Raw genomic sequence first — 18,067 nt, 5'->3', positions numbered from 1 at the left:
TGCCCTGTGCTCAGGCCCCGCGGGCGGTGTCCATCGCCAGGCAGAGATCGTCCCAGGCGCGGGCCTTGTCCGGCAGGTTGCGCAGCAGGTAGGCCGGGTGGTAGGTGACGATCACCGGCACGCCGTGGTAGCGGTGCACGCGCCCGCGCAGCTTGCCGATCGGCTCGCTCGTGCGCAGCAGCGACTGCACCGCGAAGCGTCCCATCGCGAGGATGATCCTCGGCCGCACCAGCTCGACCTGGCGCAGCAGGTAGGGTTCGCACTGCGCCACCTCGGCCGGCTCCGGGTTGCGGTTGTGCGGCGGGCGGCACTTGATGACGTTGGCGATGAAGACCTGTTTGTCCGGCGGCCCCGGCTGGCGCGACAGGCCGGCGGCGCGCAGCATGTTGTCCAGCAGCTCGCCCGAGGGCCCGACGAAGGGCTCGCCGCGCAGGTCCTCCTGCTCGCCCGGCGCCTCGCCGACGATCATCCAGTCGGCCTGCTCGTGGCCGACGCCGAACACGGTCTGGCGCCGGCTCTCGCACAGCCCGCAGGCGCGGCAGCCGGCGACCGTCTCGCGCAGCTCGGCCCAGTCCATCGTGGCCAGCGGGCCGCCCAGCTGCGTCACGGGCACGGCCGGCGCAGGCGGCGCGACAGGGGGCGCCCTGCGCAGCTCCGCCGGCACGGGCTGCGGCGGGCGCAGCGGCGGCGGCTCGGCCTGTGCGCGCGCTTCGGTACGCGGTGGCCCGGCATGCGGCGGCTGGATCGATGCCGGCGCCGGCACGGGCGCGCGCGGCGCCGCCTCGTCCTCGAGCACCGCGGTGCCGGCGTCCGCGGCCGACGCCGGCGCCGCTGCAGCCGCCTGCGGCGGCAGCCACAAACGGATGCCCATCTCGCGCAGCATCGCGAGTCGGCGTGCGTCCCGGTCCATCACAGCTCCATGCTCATCACGAGCGCATCCTCGCGCTGGCCGCCGGCGGCCGGATAGTAGGCGCGGCGCATCCCGACGCGCCCGAAGCCGAAGCGCTCGTAGAGCTGCCGCGCGCGCTCGTTGCTCACGCGCACCTCCAGCCACAGCTGCGCGGCGCCGCAGTCGCGGCACAGCTCGCACAGCGCCTGCAGCAGCCGCAGCGCGTGGCCTTGGCGCTGGTGCTCGGGCGCGACGGTGATGTTGAGCAGGTGCATCTCGTCGACGCCGCTCATCGCGACGAAGTAGCCGAGCAGCGCGTCGTCGCCGTCGCGCAGAAGCAGCCGGCCGTGGTAGCCGCTGCGCAGCGAGTCGCAGAAGTTGCCGAGCGACCACGGGAAGCCGTAGGCCGCGTTCTCGATGCGCATCACCGCGCCGAGGTCGATCTCGCGCATCGGCTCGATGCGGCTCGAGGCGGGCTGCAGCCGGGCGCTCATCGGGCCCCCCTCGCCCTGCGCGCGGCCCCGCCGGGAGGGACGCGGCGCTTCCTTCGCAGCGGTGGTGCGCAAGCGCTCATGCCACCGGTTCCTGCGCGCGCCGCGCGCGTTCGGCCTCGCGCTCGGCGGTGGTCTGCGCGACCTTGTCGCGGATGTAGAGCGGCAGCGCCTCGGCGGCGTCGAGCGCCTCGCCGTCGCGCCATGCGGCGCGCGCCAGCGCGACCAGCGCCGCGGCATGCGGGCGCGCGTCGGGCCAGGCCTGCGGGGCCGCCGCCGCGAGCGCGTCGCCGTGCACGAGCAGCGCGTCGCCCGCGAGCGCCGCGGGCGACGCGGCGATGCGCTCGGCGAGCGCCGCCGGCGCGTACAGCGCCGGCGCGTCGAGCGTGCGCCAGCGCGCGCCGTCGTGGCGGTAGCGCGCCGCGTAGACCTCGCCCATGCGCGCGTCGGTCGCGGCCCAGACCTCGGCGAGCCCAGGGGCGGCGGCACGCGCGTCCTCGGCCACCACCATCAGCGTGTCGATCGCGAGCACCGGCTTCTCCGCGCCGAAGGCCAGGCCCTGCGCGACCGCGCAGGCGGTGCGCAGGCCGGTGAAGGCGCCGGGGCCGCGGCCGAAGGCGATCGCGTCGAGCTGCGCGAGCGTCATGCCGGACTCGGCGAGCAGCCGCTCGATCGCCGGCAGCAGCGCCGCCGAGGCCTGCGCGCCGCCGGCGGCCTCGAACAGGTGCACGGGCGCGTCGTCGACGGCCACCGCGATGCTCATCAGGGAGGTGGCCGTCTCGATCGCGAGCACGCGCGCCGGCCGGGTCTCGTTCATGGCCGCACCCCGCTGCGCGAGGCCGGCCGAACCGGGGGAAAACTGTGCATGCGGGCAGTGTAGCGGCGCCGCCCGCCCCGCCGCGGGCCGGGATAATCGACCGGATGCCCCGTCCCGCCCTCCCCTGCCCGCAGCCCGCACGCCGCCGCGCGCTGCGCTGGGGCGCCACGCTGCTCGGCGCCTCGCTCGGCCTGCCGCTGACGGCCTGCGCCACCCCTGCCGCGGTCGCGCCGCTGCCCTCGGAGGTGCTCGCGGCGCTGAGGCAGGCCGGCATCCCGGCCGAGGCCTTCTCGGCCTGCGTCATGCCGGCAGAGGGCGGCGCGCCGCGCCTCGCGCACCAGGAACGCCTCGCCGTCAACCCCGCCTCGCTGATGAAGCTGGTGACGACCTATGCGGGGCTGGAGCTGCTCGGGCCGGCCTACACCTGGCGCACGCCGGTGTTCGCGCACGGGCGCATCGCCGACGGCGTGCTCGAGGGCGACCTGCACCTGCGCGGCGAGGGCGACCCGAAGCTCGCGCTGGAGCGGCTGTGGCTGCTGCTGCGGCGCGTGCAGCAGCTCGGCGTGCGCGAGGTGCGCGGCGACATCGTGCTCGACCGCAGCGCCTTCGAGCTGCCGGAGACCGACCCCGCGGGTTTCGACGGCGAGCCGCTCAAGCCCTACAACGTGCAGCCCGACGCGCTGCTGCTGAACCAGAAGACGCTGGTGTTCGGCTTCGTGCCCGACGCCGCCGCGGGGCTCGCGCGGGTGCTGAGCGATCCGCCGCTGGCCGGGCTGCGCACCGAGCCGGCGGTGCCGCTCGACCCCGGCGCGCCCTGCGGGGACTGGCGCGGCGCGCTGCGTGCCGACTTCGGCGACCCGCAGCAGCCGCGCTTTCTCGGCGCCTACCCGCTCGCCTGCGGCGAGCGCAGCTGGACGGTGGCCTTCCCCGACCCGCGCAGCTTCAACGCGCGCGCCGTCGAGGGGCTGTGGCGCAGCCTCGGCGGCGTGCTGCACGGCCGGGTCCGGGACGGCACGACACCGCCGGGACTGCCGCTGCTGGCCGAGAGCGAGTCGCCGCCGCTGGCCGAGGTGGTGCGCGACATCAACAAGTTCAGCAACAACGTGATGGCGCAGCAGCTGTTCCTGACGCTCGGGCGCGTGCGGCGCGGCGCCGGAACGCCCGCGGCGGCGCGCGAGGCGCTGCGCGAGTGGCTCGCGGCCAAGTGGCCCGGCGCCGAGACCGGGCTGATCGTCGACAACGGCTCCGGGCTGTCGCGCGAGACGCGCATGAGCGCGGCCTTCCTCGCGCGGCTGCTGCAGCACGCCTGGGCGACTCCGGTGATGGCGGAGCTGATGAGCTCGCTGCCGGCCAGCGGCATCGACGGCACGCTGCGCCGCAGCCGCGTGCCCGCCGGTGTCGCGCGGCTGAAGACCGGCTCGCTGCGCGACGTGGCGGGCGTCGCCGGCTACGTGCTCGGCGAAAGCGGCCGCCGCCACGTGCTGGCGGCGGTGATCCAGCACCCGCAGGCAGGCGCGGCACGCGCCGCGCTCGACGCGCTGGCGCTGTGGACGCACCGCGACCGGGACTGAGTCCCGGGGCGCGGGCGCGTCAGTTGGAGAAGGGGTTGTTGCGCGCGCGCGTCTCGGCCTCGGAGGCGATGCGGCTGTTGGCGTAGGTCGACAGGTAGCGGTCGTCGGCGTAGAGGAAGCGGCCGTAGCTGCCGTCGGCCACCGTGTCCTCGCACGCCAGCCCCTGCGCGCTCGCCGGGCAGGCGCCCCGGTCGACGTTGCCGATCCCGTAGGTGTTGGGGTTGTTCTGGACTTCCAGCACCACGCCCTGCGCCAGCACCAGGCCGACGTTGCGGCCGCTGGCGGTCGGGCTGCCGGGCTCGTTGAGGAGGTTGCGCATCCTGGTGTTGAAGCGCTCGGTCAGCGCCGTCAGGCGCGCGGACGAGCCGGCGCTGCTCGCGTCAAGCGCGCGCGCGGCCGGGGTGCGGCCCTGGTCGGGCACGGTCAGCACGAGGACCTTGCTCCTGAGGTCGACCAGCCGGCGCACCTGCGCGTGCACGCGCGCCGCCGCCGCGTCCACGTCCGCCTCGGCGCTCGCCCCGCTGCGGAAGGCGTCCCAGATGTCGTTCGCGCCGACCAGCAGCAGCACCATGTCGGTCGAGCCGAGGTTCGCCACTGCGTCGATCTGGGCGGCGATGTCCGCCGTCCGGGCCTCCGGGGCCGCCTTCAGCACCGCGAGCCTGCTGCCGGTGCGCCCGCCGGGGTTGCATTCTGGGAACGAGAAGCCGTAGGACTCGACGAGCTGCTGGTTCCAGATGCGGTTCGCGTTGCAGTCGCCCGCCTTGTTGACGGTGTACTTCCGCCCCTGCGGAGAGAGGTGGCTGTACTCGTCGCCGAGCGACACGATGCGTGCCGGCTCGAAGCGGTCGACGACCGAGCCGCCGCAGCCGGCGATCGCGGCAGCCGCCGCGAACAGGCCGCCGAGCCGCACGAGTCGCGAGCGCAGCAGCGGGGACAGTTGAAAGGACATCAGGGCTCCAGTGGATTCGGTTCGGTGCGGGCGGGGCGTCAGGACGCGGCGGCGCGCAGCAGCCGGTCGCGCACGCCCTCCCATTCGGGCGCCTGCGGCGGGGCCTCGACCCAGATCAGGTCGACCCCCGCGGCGTCGATCTCGCGCAGCACCGCGAACAGCTCGCGCGCCGCGTCGACGGCCGCGTCGGGCATGCGGCGCCGCAGCACGCCGCGCGGCACCGCGATCGCGCTGCGGGAATATACCGCCAGCCTCGCCGGCGACTCGCCGAGCACGTCGAGCGCGGTGCGCAGCATGGCGGTCTCCATCAGCCGCAGCTTGGCGCGCGGCGCGTAGTGCGCCTCGAGCGTGCCGGAGGCGCGCGGCGCCGCGGCGTCGCGCTCGCGCAGGGGCTCGCCCAGCACCGCCTCGATCTGCGCGCGCGTCAGCACCCCCGGGCGCAGCAGCACCGGCTCGGCGCGCGAGCAGTCGACGATGGTCGACTCGATCCCGACCTCGCAGGCGCCGCCGTCGAGCACCGTCACCGCCGCGTCGAACTCGCCGAGCACGTGCTGCGCGGTGGTCGGGCTGATGCGGCCGAAACGGTTCGCGCTCGGCGCAGCCAGGCCCGCGACGCCGAGCGGCGCGCAGGCGGCGAGCAGCGCGCGCGCCACCGGGTGCGCCGGGCTGCGCAGCCCGATCGTGCCCTGCCCGCCCGCGGCCGCCTGCGCGACGCCATCGCGGCGCGGCACGATCACCGTCAGCGGCCCGGGCCAGAAGGCGTCCATCAGCCGCTGCGCGTGCGGCGGCAGCCCGGCCGCGAAGGCCAGCGCCGCAGCGGCGTCGGCGACATGCACGATCAGCGGGTGGTCGGCCGGCCGGCCCTTGGCGGCGAAGATGCCGGCGACCGCCGCGTCGTCGGCGGCATTGGCGCCGAGGCCGTAGACGGTCTCGGTCGGGAAGGCGACGAGGCGGCCGTCGCGCAGGCGCTGCGCCGCCACGGCGAGCGCGTCGGGCGCGGCGGCATCGAGCCGTTGCGGCGCGGCGGCGTCCATCAGAAGGGCTCGATGCCGAGCAGCCCGGCGCAGCGCAGCGCGCGCTCGCGCACTTGGCGCCCGTCGTCGCCGGTGATGTTCAGGTGGCCCATCTTGCGGCCCTCGCGCGCCGAGACCTTGCCGTAGAGGTGCAGGTGCGTGCCCGGGATCGCCAGCACCGCGGCCCAGTCGGGCGCGCGCTCGCGGCCCTCGGCGTCGAACCACAGCTCGCCGAGCAGATTCAGCATGATCGCGGGCGAGTGCTGCCGGGGCGCCGTCAGCGGCAGCCCGGTCATCGCGCGCACCTGCAGCTCGAACTGCGACACGTCGCAGGCGTCCACCGTGTAGTGGCCGGAGTTGTGCGGCCGCGGCGCCATCTCGTTGGCCACCAGCGAGCCGTCCTGCAGCACGAAGAACTCGACGCACAGCACGCCGACGTAGCGCAGCGACGCGGCGACGCGCTCGGCGAAGCCGATCGCCTGCGCCTGCACCTCGGGCGTCAGGTCGGGCGCCGGCACCGTCGTGACGGCGAGGATGCCGCCGCGGTGCAGGTTCTGCTGCAGCGGGAAGTGCACCACCTCGCCGGAGGCGCTGCGCGCGACGATGACGCTGACCTCGTAGGCGAGCGGCAGCATCTTCTCGAGCACGCAGGGCACCGCGCCGAGCTGCGTCCAGGCCGCGCGCAGCTCCTCGCGCGTCTTCACGCGCTGCTGGCCCTTGCCGTCGTAGCCGAGCCGGGTCGTCTTCAGGATGCCGGGCAGCAGGCCCTCGTCCACCGCGTCGAGCTGTTCGGCGGACTCGATCACCGCGTAGGGCGCGCAGGGCACGCCGCAGCCGGCGAAGTGCGCCTTCTCGGCCGAGCGGTCCTGGCAGACCGCCACCGCGCCGGCCGCGGGCGCGGTCGGCACGTGCGCGCCGAGCGTCAGCAGCGCGCCGGCCGGCACGTTCTCGAACTCGGTCGTGATCGCCTGGCAGCGCTGCATGAGCTGCGCCAGGCCCTGCTCGTCGAGGTAGTCGGCCTCGATGTGATAGTGGGCCACGAGCCCGGCGGGGCTGGCCGGATCGGGGTCGAGCACCGCGGTGAAGTAGCCCATCTGCTGCGCCGCCTGCACGAACATGCGGCCGAGCTGGCCGCCGCCGACCACGCCGAGCGTGGCCTGCTGGCCGGGGCCGTTGCCGAGCGGGCCCGGCAGGATCGCGCGGCCGCTCATGCCGCGCCCCCGGCCGGCGGCAGCGTCATCGCGCGCGCCATCTCGGTCTGCCGCGCGCGGAAGGCTTCCAGCTGCGCGCGCAGCGCGGGGTCCTCGCCGGCGAGCATCGCCACCGCGAACAGCGCCGCATTGGCCGCGCCCGCCGCGCCGATCGCGAAGGTCGCCACCGGCACGCCCTTGGGCATCTGCACGATCGAGTGCAGCGAATCGACGCCCTGCAGGTGGCGGCTCGGCACCGGAACGCCCAGCACCGGCACCACGGTCTTGGCCGCGAGCATGCCGGGCAGGTGCGCGGCGCCGCCGGCACCGGCGATGATCGCCTTCAGGCCCCGGCCCGCGGCGGCCTCGGCGTAGGCGAACATGTCGTCGGGCATGCGGTGCGCCGACACCACCTGCGCTTCATGGGGCACGCCGAACTCGGCGAGAATCTGCACGGCGCCTTGCATCACGTCCCAGTCGCTGCTGGAACCCATCACCACACCGACGAGGGGCGCACTGCCTGCCTTGGCCTGATTCAAGAAAAACTCCGGGTTTTGGCTCAAAGCGCGATTTTAGGCGGCGGCCCGCCGCCGCCCCGATCGCACCCCGATGCCCACTCTCCGGACAACGGTCCCGAGGAATCCATGATCGACATCACCCTCCAGAATTTCCAAACCGAGGTGCTCCAGGCCTCGCTGCAGCAGCCGGTGCTGCTCGACATCTGGGCGCCGTGGTGCGGCCCCTGCCGCACGCTCGGGCCGATGCTCGAGAAGCTCGAGGCCGCCTACGAGGGCCGCTTCGTGCTCGCCAAGCTCAACTCCGACGAGCAGCCCGAGATCGCCGGCCAGCTCTCGCAGATGTTCGGCGTGCGCTCCATCCCCTTCTGCGTGATGTTCGTCGGCGGCCAGCCGGTCGACGGCTTCGTCGGCGCGCTGCCGCAGGCGCAGATCCAGGAATTCCTCGACAAGCACGTGCCGAGCCCCGACGAGCTCGCCGCCGAGGGCGAGGTGCTCGAGGCCGAGGAGGCCGCGGCCGCCGGCGACGAGGACACGGCGCTCGCGAAGCTGCAGGAGGCGGTGGCGATCGACCCCTCCAACGACGAGGCGCGGCTCGAGTACGTGCGGCTGCTGCTGCAGCGCGGCCTGAGCGAGGAGGCGCGCACCGCCTTCCTGCCGATCGCGTCGAAGGCCGAGGGGCCGCTGGCCGACGCGCGCATCGCCGCCTTCGGCCACTACCTCGCCGCCTGCGAGGCGGCGCCGCGGCTTCGCGCGCCGCAGGAACTGGCGCAGGCGATCGCCGCGAACAGGCGCGACTTCGACGCGCGCTTCGAGCTCGCGCAGCAGCACTTCGCCGCCGGGCGCTTCACGGAGGCGATGGACGAGCTGCTCGAGATCATCATGCGCGACAAGAAGTGGCAGGACGAGCTCGCGCGGCGCACCTACGTCGCGATCCTCGAGGTGATGAGCAAGCCCGCGCCGAAGGCGCCGGCGGCGAAGGCGGGCGAGCCCAAGAGCACGCTGGAGGTCGCCGGCCGCGCGGTCGTCACACCCGCCGACCCGCTGCTCGACCAGTACCGCCGCAAGCTGAGCATGGCGTTGTTCTGAGCCGAGGCCGGCGAGGAAGGAAGAAAGGGCGCCCGCGGGCGCCCTTCTTCATGGCCGGTGCGTGCCAGCCTCAGGCCGTCAGCCGCTCCAGCGCCTCGCGGTACTTCGCGGCGGTCTTCTCGACCACCTCGGCCGGCAGCGCCGGCGCCGGCGCCTGCTTGTTCCAGGGCTGGCCGTCGACGGTCGCCTGCTCCAGCCAGTCGCGCACGAACTGCTTGTCGTAGCTCGACGGGTTGATGCCCTCGCGGTAGCCCTCCACCGGCCAGAAGCGCGAGGAGTCGGGCGTGAGCACCTCGTCCATCAGCACGAGCGTGCCGGCCTCGTCGAGGCCGAACTCGAACTTCGTGTCGGCGATGATGATGCCCTTGGTCAGCGCGAAGTCCGCGGCGGCCTTGTAGAGCGCGATCGAGACGCTGCGCACCTTCTCCGCCAGTTCCGCGCCGATGATCTGCACCATGCGCTCGAAAGAGATGTTCTCGTCGTGCTCGCCGATCTCGGCCTTGGTCGCCGGCGTGAAGATCGGCTCGGGCAGCTTGCTCGCGTTCTGCAGGCCCGCGGGCAGCTTGACGCCGCAGACCTCGCCGTTGCCCTGGTATTCCTTCCAGCCGCTGCCGGCGAGGTAGCCGCGCACCACCGCCTCGACGGGCAGCGGCTTCAATCGCTTCACCAGCATCGAGCGGCCGCGCACCTGCGCGACCTCGTCGGGCGCGACGACGCTCTCGGGCGCCTCGCCGGTCAGGTGGTTCGGCACGATCGCGCCGAGCTTGTCGAACCAGAACAGCGCCATCTGCGTCAGCAGCGCGCCCTTGCCCGGGATCGGCTCGCCCATCACCACGTCGAAGGCCGAGAGCCGGTCGCTGGCGATCATCAGGATGCGGTCGCTGCCCACGGCATAGTTGTCGCGGACCTTGCCGCGCGCCAGCAGCGGCAGGGAGGAAATCGAGGAATTCAGCAGGGCGTCGGACATCGGTCGGACCTTTCGGGAAATCGGGCGGGGCCGGTACGGGGAGCGCAATTGTGCCGTCCCCGGCCCGTCCGTCCCGGCGGGCGGGACTCCACGGGGGCCTCGCGGTGGCCGGAGCGGCAGAAAAAAGCCCGCTGCGGGAGCGGGCTTGCTTCACTTGCCGCGGTCGCGGCAGAACGTCGCTTACTGCACGACCTGGGCGAGCTGGCCCTTGGCGTACATCTCGGCCATCACCGACAGCGGGATCGGCTTGATCTTGGCGGCCTGGCCCTCGCAGCCGAACTCCATGTAGCGCTGCTTGCACACCGCCTTGGCGGCCTCGCGCGCGGGCTTGAGCCACTCGCGGGCGTCGAACTTGTCGGGGTTCTCGGCCAGGAACTTGCGCACCGCGCCGGTCATCGCGAGACGGATGTCGGTGTCGATGTTGATCTTGCGCACGCCGTGCTTGATCGCTTCCTGGATCTCCGCGACCGGCACGCCGTAGGTCTCCTTCATCTTGCCGCCGTACTGGTTGATGATCGCCAGCAGCTCCTGCGGCACCGACGAGGAGCCATGCATCACCAGGTGCGTGTTGGGGATGCGGGCGTGGATTTCCTTCACGCGCGAGATCGCCAGCACGTCGCCCGTGGGCGGACGGGTGAACTTGTAGGCGCCATGGCTGGTGCCGATCGCGATCGCCAGCGCGTCGAGCTGCGTCGCCTTGACGAACTGCGCGGCCTCCTCGGGGTCGGTCAGCATCTGGCTATGGTCGAGCTTGCCGACCGCGCCGATGCCGTCCTCCTCGCCCGCCTCGCCGGTCTCGAGCGAGCCCAGGCAGCCGAGCTCGCCCTCGACGGTGACGCCGACCTTGTGCGCCATCTCGACGACGCGGCGGGTCACGTCCACGTTGTAGTCGAAGGACGCCGGGGTCTTGCCGTCCTCCTGCAGCGAGCCGTCCATCATCACCGAGCCGAAGCCCAGGTCGATCGCGCCGGCGCAGACCTTGGGGCTGGTGCCGTGGTCCTGGTGCATCACCAGCGGGATGTGCGGGTAGGCCTCGACCGCCGCCTGGATCAGGTGCTTGATGAAGCTCTCGCCGGCGTACTTGCGGGCGCCGGCGCTGGCCTGCAGGATGACCGGCGCGCCGGTCTCGTCGGCGGCGGCCATCACGGCCTGGACCTGCTCGAGGTTGTTGACGTTGAACGCCGGAATCCCGTAGCCGTTTTCGGCGGCGTGGTCCAGCAGCTGGCGCATGGAGACGAGTGGCATGAGTGACCCCTGTTTGATGAGAAATCGGGACTGCGGCGCGGCGGCGACCTCCCCGTCGCTGTAACCGCCATGAAACCGCGCAATTTTACCGGCTCGCGCACGACAACCGACCGTGCCCGCCCCCCGCGGACGACGAGGGTGCCCTTCAGCCGACCAGCCCGACCTTGAGCATGTTGGTGCCGCCGGGATAGCCCATCGGCTCGCCGCAGGTGATCGCGTAGGTGTCGCCGGGCTTGAGCACGCCGCGCGAGACGAGCAGCGCCTCGGCGTCGGCGAGCGCCGCGTCGCGGTCGTCGTGCGCCGGCATCAGGATCGGCGTCACGTTGCGGTAGAGCGCCATCTTGCGCTGCGACAGCGGTTGCGCGGTGAGCGCATAGATCGGCACGTGGATGCGCCGGCGGCTCATCCAGAGCGCCGTCGAGCCGGATTCAGTCAGCGCCAGGATCGCGCGGCAGCCGAGGTGGTGCGCGGTGAAGAGCGCGCCCATCGCGATCGACTGGTCGATGCGGCCGAAGCGCTTGCCGGCGAAGTCCTGATCGAAGGTGACGTCCTCGGCGGTCTCGGCCTCCAGCGCGATCGCCGCCATCGCTTCGATCGTCTCCACCGGGTACTTGCCGGCGGCGGTTTCGGCGCTGAGCATCACCGCGTCGGTGCCGTCGAGCACGGCGTTGGCCACGTCGCTGACCTCGGCACGGGTCGGCACCGGGTTGACGATCATGCTCTCCATCATCTGCGTGGCGGTGATGGTGAGCTTGTCCATCTCGCGCGCCATGCGGATCATCCTCTTCTGCAGCGCGGGCACCGCGGCGTTGCCCACCTCCACCGCGAGGTCGCCGCGCGCGACCATGATGCCGTCGGAGGCTTTCAGGATGTTCTCGAGCTGCGGGATGGCCTCGCTGCGCTCGATCTTGGCGATCATGCCGGGCTTGTGGCGCCAGGGCTCGCCGGCGACGTTGGCGAGCTGGCGCGCCATCTCCATGTCGGTGGCGCTCTTGGGGAAGCTGACCGCGAGGTACTCGCACTGGAAGCTCATCGCGGTCTTGATGTCCTCCATGTCCTTGGCGGTCAGCGCGGGCGCGGTGAGGCCGCCGCCCTGCTTGTTGATGCCCTTGTTGTTGGAGAGCTCGCCGCCCACCACCACCGTGGTGTGGACTTCCTCGCCGCGCACGCGGTCGACCGTCAGCACGATCAGGCCGTCGTTGAGCAGCAGCCGGTCGCCGGGCTTCACGTCGCGCGGCAGCTCCTTGTAGTCCAGTCCCACGCCGCCCTCGTCGCCGGGCGCGGCGCGCGCCGCGTCGAGCACGAAGGGCTGGCCGTTCTCGAGCATCACGCGGCCTTCGGCGAACTTGCCGACCCGGATCTTCGGACCCTGCAGGTCGGCCATGATCGCGACCTCCTTGCCGACGCGCCGGCCCGCCTCGCGCACCATCGCGGCGCGCTCGATGTGGTCCTGGGCCTTGCCGTGCGAGAAGTTCAGCCGCACCACGTCGACGCCGGCGCGGATCATGCGCTCGAGGATCTCGGGCGTGGACGAGGACGGGCCGATGGTGGCGACGATCTTGGTGGCACGGGGCATCGAACGGTCTCCTGAGGGTAAGCGGAGGATTATCGATCCAGCGGGGCCGCCACTGCGGCCCCGCCGGGATGTAATCGCGCTGTACCCGAAGGGGCTTCGCGCGCTCAGGCGCCGCGCGCGGCGGCCGTGTCGGCCACGGCGAGCGCGGTCATGTTGACGACGCGGCGCATCGTCGCCGACGGCGTCAGGATGTGCACCGGCCTGGCTGCGCCGAGCAGGATCGGGCCCACCGTCACGCCCTGGCCGCCCGTCATCTTCAGCACGTTGAACAGGATGTTCGCGGCGTCGATGTTGGGCAGCACCAGCAGGTTGGCCGCGCCCTGGAGCGTACTGTCGGGCAGGATCTTCAGGCGGATCTCCTCGGACAGCGCGGCATCGCCGTGCATCTCGCCGTCGCACTCGACGTCGGGCGCGAGCTGCACGAACAGGTCGCGCGCGGCGCGCATGCGGCGCGCCGACGGCCGGTTCGAGGAGCCGAACATCGAGTGCGACACGAAGGCCACCTTCGGCGGCAGGCCAAAGCGGCGCACCTCCTCGGCGGCCATGCGCGCGATCTCGGCCAGCTCCTCGGCGCTCGGCTCCTCGTTGATGAAGGTGTCGGTGATGAAGAGCGTGTGCTTCTCGAGCATCAGCGCGTTCATCGTCGCCATCGTGCGCACGCCGGGGGCGGCGCCGATCAGCGTGCGCACGTGCTCGAAGTGCTGGTCGTACTTGCCCACCAGGCCGCACAGCATCGCGTCGGCGTCGCCGCGGCGCACCATCATCGACGAGATCAGCGTGCGCGACCGGCGCAGCGCGGTCTTGGCGGCCTCGGGCGACACGCCCTCGCGGCCCATCACGCGGCGGTAGTCCTCCCAGTAGTCGCGGTAGCGCGCGTCGTTGTCCGGGTCCACCACCTCGAAGTCCTCGCCGGCCTTCAGGCGCAGGCCGGCCTTGTCGATGCGCGACTGGATCACCGCCGGGCGGCCGACGAGGATCGGCCGGGCCAGCCCCTCGTCGAGCACCACCTGCACCGCGCGCAGCACGCGCTCGTCCTCGCCCTCGGCGTAGACCACGCGCGCCGGCTGCGCCTTCGCGGCGGCGAAGACCGGGCGCATGAACATGCCGGTCTGGTAGACGAAGCGGCCGAGCGACTCGCGGTAGGCGTCCATGTCGCGGATCGGGCGCGTCGCGACGCCGGACTCCTCCGCCGCCTTCGCCACCGCGGGCGCGATGCGCAGGATCAGCCGCGCGTCGAAGGGGGTGGGGATCAGGTAGTCGGGGCCGAAGCGCAGCTCCTTGCCGGCATAGGCGGCGGCGACCTCGTCGCTGGTCTCGGCCTTGGCCAGCGCGGCGATCTCGCGCACGCAGGCGAGCTTCATCGCCTCGGTGATCTTGGTCGCGCCGCAGTCGAGCGCGCCGCGGAAGATGTAGGGGAAGCACAGGACGTTGTTGACCTGGTTCGGGTAGTCCGAGCGCCCGGTGGCCATGATGCAGTCGGGCCGCGCCTCCTTGGCAAGCTCCGGCCGGATCTCGGGCTCGGGGTTGGCGAGCGCGAGGATGATCGGGCGATCGGCCATCGACTTCACCATCTCGGCGGAGACCACGCCGGGCGCCGAGCAGCCGAGGAAGACGTCGGCGCCGCGCATCACATCGGCGAGCGTGCGCGCGTCCGTCTTCTGGCAGTAACGCGCCTTCGACGGGTCGAGCTTCGCGTCGCGGCCTTCAAAGATCACGCCCTTGGAGTCGCAGACGAAGATGTTCTCGCGCCGCACGCCCAGGCCCACCATCACGTCGAGGCAGGCGATCGCCGCGGCGCCCGCGCCCGAGACCGCGAGCCTGACGTCCTCGATGCGCTTGCCGACGAGCTCCAGCCCGTTGAGCAGCGCGGCGCTCGAGATGATCGCGGTGCCGTGCTGGTCGTCGTGGAAGACGGGGATGTTGAGCCGCTCGCTGAGCACGCGCTCGATGTAGAAGCACTCGGGCGCCTTGATGTCCTCGAGGTTGATGCCGCCGAGGGTGGGCTCGAGCGCGGCGATGATCTCGATGAGCTTGTCCGGGTCGCGCTCGGCGAGCTCGATGTCGAACACGTCGACGCCGGCGAACTTCTTGAAGAGGCAGCCCTTGCCCTCCATCACCGGCTTGCCCGCGAGCGGGCCGATGTCGCCGAGGCCCAGCACCGCGGTGCCGTTGGTGATCACGCCGACCAGGTTGCCGCGCGAGGTGTACTCGGCCGCGAGATGCGGGTCCTGCTCGATCGCGAGGCAGGCGTAGGCGACGCCGGGCGAATAGGCAAGCGACAGGTCGCGCTGGTTCGACAAGGGCTTGGTCGGCGTGACGGCGATCTTGCCGCGCGTCGGCGTGCGGTGGTATTCGAGCGCGGCGTCGCGCAGGGCCTGTTCGGCGGGGGAAAGCGTTTGGGACACGGCAACCTCGGTGGGGGTGCTAACAGGAATGGAGTTGTGACGGTACTGCGCCGCGCGAAAGGGCGCTGCCGTGGTTTTCCGCATGACAGCGAGGGCTGCCCCTGAAGGCGGCACGAAGGACAGCGGAAAAGAGGGGAGGCGGCGGCACGCGGTACGTCGTCCGGCCGGCAGCGGGGAACGCGTGGAATCGGGGCGTTCCGGCTATGGCCAGGGTGCGGGGGGTGAACGGCAAGGCGCCAGTATCCCTCCGGTCAGGGAGTGGACGGCACGTATGCCCGCGCTGCCGCTCCCGTGTTGCCCCCGGCGGAACAAAAAAGCCCTGCACGCGCCGGGCACGGCAGGGCTTGCCGGGGGCGGCGCCGGGATCAGCCGGCGGCGCGCTTGCTCAGGATCTCGAAGGCCGGCAGCGTCTTGCCTTCCAGCACCTCCAGGAAGGCGCCGCCGCCGGTGGAGATGTAGCCGACGTCACCCTCGATGCCGTACTTGGCGATCGCGGCGAGCGTGTCGCCGCCGCCGGCGATGCTGAAGGCCTCCGACTCGGCGATCGCGCGCGCGACCGTCTCGGTGCCCTTGGCGAAGGCGTCGAACTCGAACACGCCGACCGGGCCGTTCCAGACGATGGTGCCGGCGGCCTTGAGCTTCTCCGCCAGGATCGCGGCGGTCTGCGGGCCGATGTCGAGGATCAGGTCGTCGTCGGCCACTTCATCGGCGGCCTTGACGGTCGCCGGCGCGTCGGCGGCGAAGGTCTTCGCGGTCACGACGTCGACGGGGATCGGCACCTCGGCGCCGCGCGACTTCATCGCCTCGATCACCGCCCTGGCCTCGCCGATCAGGTCGGCTTCCGCCAGCGACTTGCCGATCGAGAGGCCCGCGGCGAGCATGAAGGTGTTGGCGATGCCGCCGCCGACGATCAGGCCGTCGACGTTCTTGGACAGCGCCTGCAGGATGGTCAGCTTGGTGGAGACCTTGGAGCCGGCGACGATCGCGACCAGCGGGCGCTTCGGGTTGGCCAGGGCCTTGGAGATCGCGTCGATCTCGGCGGCGAGCAGCGGGCCGGCGCAGGCGATGGGCGCGAACTGCGCGATGCCGTAGGTCGAGGCCTCGGCGCGGTGCGCGGTGCCGAAGGCGTCGTGCACGAAGATGTCGCAGAGCGCGGCCAGCTTCTTCGCCAGCTCCTCGTTGTTCTTCTTCTCGCCCTTGTTGAGGCGGCAGTTCTCCAGCATCACGAGCTGGCCGGGCTGCACCTCGACGCCGTCGACCCAGTTGGCCACCACCGGCACCTCGCGCCCGAGCAGCTCGCCCATGCGCCTGGCGACGGGGGCCAGCGAATCCTCGGGCTTGAACTCGCCCTCGGTCGGGCGGCCGAGGTGCGAGGTCACCATCACCGCCGCAGCGGCGTCGAGCGCCATGCGGATGCAGGGGATCGAGGCGCGGATGCGGGTGTCCTCGGTGATGTTGCCGGCGTCGTCCTGCGGCACGTTGAGGTCGGCGCGGATGAACACGCGCTGGCCGGCGACCTTGCCCTGGGCGATCAGGTCTTCGAGGCGGAGAACATTCATGGTGGAAATGGCTCTTTTGTTGCGGAAACGGCACCCGCGCCGCCGCGACGGCGTCCGCGCGGGCAAAACCCGGCCATTCTGTCATCCGCCGCCGCCGCGCCGCAATCCTGCGCGGCGGCGTGCCCCCTACCAGCCGAGGCCGATGTGCAGCGGCAGGTAGACCGCCATGCCCACCAGGATCGTGCCGAGCACGCCGCGGCCGCGCAGGTAGAACCAGACCAGCGCCACCGCGATCGCCGGCAGCCGCGCATCGAGCAGCGTGTCGATCAGCTCGCCCTGCTTCATCACCAGCTCCGGCGCGATCACCGCGGCGAGCGCGGCCAGCGGCGCGTACTTCAGGCCGCGGTGCAGCCAGCCGGGCATCGGCAGCTCGCGCCGCGGCAGCAGGAAGAAGCCGCGCGTGAGCAGCGTGATCAGCCCCAGGCCGACGATGGTGAGGATCTGCTCCAGCTCGCTCATGGCTGCTCCTCGGCCTCGCGGCGAGCCTGCCGCTGCGCCGCCTCCGCGGCCTCGATCACCAGCGCCACCGCGACGGCGGCCGCGATCGCCACGACGATGTTGAGCTTGAGCGGCAGCGCGAAGGCGGCCACCGCGGCGGTGCCGGCCACGCCGGCGGCGATCCAGGTGATGTGGTCCTTCAGCATCGAGGCGAGCACGGCGCTGAGCGCGAGCACGCCCGCGAAGCCCAGTCCCCATTCGGCCGGGATCACGTTCGCGAGCGCGATGCCGGCGAGCGACGCGGCCTGCCAGCCCGACCAGTTCATGGCCACGCCGCCCCAGAAGTAGGGCGGCTGCTCGGGCGCGGGGCGCGGCTCGGGAAAGCGCTTCATGAACAGCACGTAGTTCAGGTCGGCGCAGAAGTAGGCCATCAGCGCGCGCTGCCCGACGGGCAGCTGCGCGAGGTAGGGCCGCCACATCGCGCTGAAGATCACGAAGCGCAGGTTCACGCAGCAGGCGGCCGCCCACACCACCCAGACCGGGGCGCCGGAGGCGATCAGCGGCAGCGCGGTGAGCTGGGCGCTGCCGGCGAACACGAGCAGCGACATCGCCACCGCCATGCCCGCCGACAGCCCGCTCTTGACCATCGCGATGCCGGTGACGAGCCCCCAGGCGCTCAGGCCGAGCGTGAGCGGCACCATGTCCCGCGCGCCCTGCAGGAACGCGGGATGACGGTGGAGCGGCAGCGATATGGGCGGCATGGCGGGCAAAGCCGGCTATTTTGAGCCCACTCAAGAAAAAAGGCCGGCATGGGGCCGGCCTGCGGGCATTCGCGATCCCGGCCAGTTGCAGCCGGGACGGGGCGGGAAGCTCAGAAGCGGTAGCCGACGCCGACGCCGACGAGCACCGGGTCGACCGTGAAGGTGCCGAGCGTCTGGCCGGACGACTTCACCTTGACATCCGTCTCGATCCGCACCTTCTTCACGTCCACGTTCAGCGACCAGTTCTTGTCGAGCGCGAAGTCCAGGCCCGCCTGCACGGACAGGCCGACGCTGTTGCGCTCGACATCGAGGGCCCCGGCGGTCGGGTGGTTCACCTTGACGTCGGAGAAGCGGGTGAAGTTCACGCCGGCACCGACATAGGGCTTGAGGTTGCCGAAGCCGCTGAGGTGGTACTGCAGCGACAGGGTGGGCGGCAGGTGCTTGAGCGTGCCGAGGGTCGCGGTGCCGGCCTTCAGCGTGTGCTTCTGCGGGTAGGTCAGGATCAGCTCGGCCGCGAGGTTCGGCGAGAAGAAGTAGGTGAGATACCGTTGGCGAATTGCAAGGCGACGACTCTGAGGGCAAGCTGGCTGAA

At 72.3% G+C, this 18,067-nt stretch carries 17 protein-coding genes; 2 read left to right on the top strand and 15 right to left on the bottom strand.

Annotated features, from left to right (window positions below):
* Nucleotides 1-10: 10 nt before the first annotated feature.
* The 3 genes from D3A59_RS16645 to tsaB form a co-directional block, all read right to left on the bottom strand.
* Nucleotides 11-910: a uracil-DNA glycosylase gene (locus D3A59_RS16645; RefSeq protein ID WP_119156275.1), complete on the bottom strand. Its 900-nt coding sequence runs from the start codon at nt 908-910 to the stop codon at nt 11-13.
* The gene (gene rimI / locus D3A59_RS16640) at nt 910-1,383 is read right to left on the bottom strand and encodes a ribosomal protein S18-alanine N-acetyltransferase (RefSeq protein ID WP_119156362.1); all 474 of its coding nucleotides are present in this window, start codon (nt 1,381-1,383) and stop codon (nt 910-912) included. Before rimI ends, D3A59_RS16645 begins: the two co-directional genes overlap by 1 nt.
* A gap of 76 nt (nt 1,384-1,459) precedes the next feature.
* Nucleotides 1,460-2,197 carry a tRNA (adenosine(37)-N6)-threonylcarbamoyltransferase complex dimerization subunit type 1 TsaB gene (gene tsaB, locus D3A59_RS16635; protein WP_119156273.1) on the bottom strand — a complete coding sequence of 246 codons (738 nt, stop codon included), beginning with the start codon at nt 2,195-2,197 and terminating at the stop codon, nt 1,460-1,462.
* A gap of 104 nt (nt 2,198-2,301) precedes the next feature.
* On the opposite strand from tsaB, the gene dacB reads away from it, so the two are divergent.
* Nucleotides 2,302-3,768 carry a D-alanyl-D-alanine carboxypeptidase/D-alanyl-D-alanine endopeptidase gene (dacB, locus tag D3A59_RS16630; protein ID WP_119156271.1) on the top strand — a complete coding sequence of 489 codons (1,467 nt, stop codon included), beginning with the start codon at nt 2,302-2,304 and terminating at the stop codon, nt 3,766-3,768.
* Between the two features lie 19 nt (nt 3,769-3,787).
* On the opposite strand, the gene D3A59_RS16625 is transcribed toward dacB, so the two are convergent.
* Genes D3A59_RS16625 through purE form a run of 4 tightly spaced genes read right to left on the bottom strand, consistent with a single transcriptional unit; the run spans nt 3,788 to nt 7,414 of the window.
* On the bottom strand, nt 3,788-4,717 hold the full coding sequence (locus tag D3A59_RS16625; protein WP_119156269.1) for an SGNH/GDSL hydrolase family protein: 930 nt from the start codon (nt 4,715-4,717) through the stop codon (nt 3,788-3,790).
* A 38-nt stretch (nt 4,718-4,755) separates the two neighbouring features.
* Complete coding sequence (locus D3A59_RS16620) at nt 4,756-5,751, bottom strand: L-threonylcarbamoyladenylate synthase (protein WP_119156267.1); 996 nt, start codon at nt 5,749-5,751, stop codon at nt 4,756-4,758.
* Complete coding sequence (locus D3A59_RS16615; RefSeq protein WP_119156265.1) at nt 5,751-6,941, bottom strand: 5-(carboxyamino)imidazole ribonucleotide synthase; 1,191 nt, start codon at nt 6,939-6,941, stop codon at nt 5,751-5,753. Before D3A59_RS16615 ends, D3A59_RS16620 begins: the two co-directional genes overlap by 1 nt.
* Complete coding sequence (gene purE / locus D3A59_RS16610) at nt 6,938-7,414, bottom strand: 5-(carboxyamino)imidazole ribonucleotide mutase (protein ID WP_119156263.1); 477 nt, start codon at nt 7,412-7,414, stop codon at nt 6,938-6,940. Before purE ends, D3A59_RS16615 begins: the two co-directional genes overlap by 4 nt.
* A 150-nt stretch (nt 7,415-7,564) precedes the next feature.
* Here purE and D3A59_RS16605 point away from each other — a divergent pair, with 150 nt between their 5' ends.
* The gene (locus D3A59_RS16605) at nt 7,565-8,524 is read left to right on the top strand and encodes a tetratricopeptide repeat protein (protein WP_119156261.1); all 960 of its coding nucleotides are present in this window, start codon (nt 7,565-7,567) and stop codon (nt 8,522-8,524) included.
* Between the two features lie 70 nt (nt 8,525-8,594).
* On the opposite strand, the gene D3A59_RS16600 is transcribed toward D3A59_RS16605, so the two are convergent.
* The 8 genes from D3A59_RS16600 to D3A59_RS16565 form a co-directional block, all read right to left on the bottom strand.
* On the bottom strand, nt 8,595-9,491 hold the full coding sequence (locus D3A59_RS16600) for a phosphoribosylaminoimidazolesuccinocarboxamide synthase (protein ID WP_119156259.1): 897 nt from the start codon (nt 9,489-9,491) through the stop codon (nt 8,595-8,597).
* Between the two features lie 180 nt (nt 9,492-9,671).
* A complete protein-coding gene (gene fba / locus D3A59_RS16595; protein WP_119156257.1) occupies nt 9,672-10,736 on the bottom strand; it encodes a class II fructose-bisphosphate aldolase in 1,065 nt (354 codons plus the stop codon).
* A gap of 145 nt (nt 10,737-10,881) precedes the next feature.
* The gene (pyk, locus tag D3A59_RS16590) at nt 10,882-12,312 is read right to left on the bottom strand and encodes a pyruvate kinase (RefSeq protein WP_119156256.1); all 1,431 of its coding nucleotides are present in this window, start codon (nt 12,310-12,312) and stop codon (nt 10,882-10,884) included.
* Nucleotides 12,313-12,416: 104 nt separating this feature from the next.
* On the bottom strand, nt 12,417-14,717 hold the full coding sequence (locus D3A59_RS16585; protein WP_119156254.1) for an NADP-dependent malic enzyme: 2,301 nt from the start codon (nt 14,715-14,717) through the stop codon (nt 12,417-12,419).
* Between the two features lie 365 nt (nt 14,718-15,082).
* Entirely contained in the window at nt 15,083-16,276 is a 1,194-nt protein-coding gene (locus D3A59_RS16580; RefSeq protein ID WP_119156252.1) for a phosphoglycerate kinase, read from the bottom strand.
* 126 nt (nt 16,277-16,402) lie between these two features.
* Nucleotides 16,403-16,735: an AzlD domain-containing protein gene (locus tag D3A59_RS16575; RefSeq protein WP_119156251.1), complete on the bottom strand. Its 333-nt coding sequence runs from the start codon at nt 16,733-16,735 to the stop codon at nt 16,403-16,405.
* A complete protein-coding gene (locus D3A59_RS16570) occupies nt 16,732-17,475 on the bottom strand; it encodes an AzlC family ABC transporter permease (RefSeq protein ID WP_119156249.1) in 744 nt (247 codons plus the stop codon). The genes D3A59_RS16575 and D3A59_RS16570 overlap by 4 nt, the downstream gene beginning before the upstream one ends.
* A gap of 110 nt (nt 17,476-17,585) precedes the next feature.
* On the bottom strand, nt 17,586-18,067 hold a 482-nt coding region (locus D3A59_RS16565; RefSeq protein WP_157991565.1), incomplete at its 5' end, for an OmpW/AlkL family protein.

Origin of the sequence: Caldimonas tepidiphila (assembly GCF_003569765.1) — a bacterium.
Classification (GTDB): Bacteria; Pseudomonadota; Gammaproteobacteria; order Burkholderiales; family Burkholderiaceae_C; genus Caldimonas; species Caldimonas tepidiphila.
The sequence above is the reverse complement of the archived record's forward strand: the minus strand, read 5'-3'. Positions and strand labels throughout refer to the sequence as shown.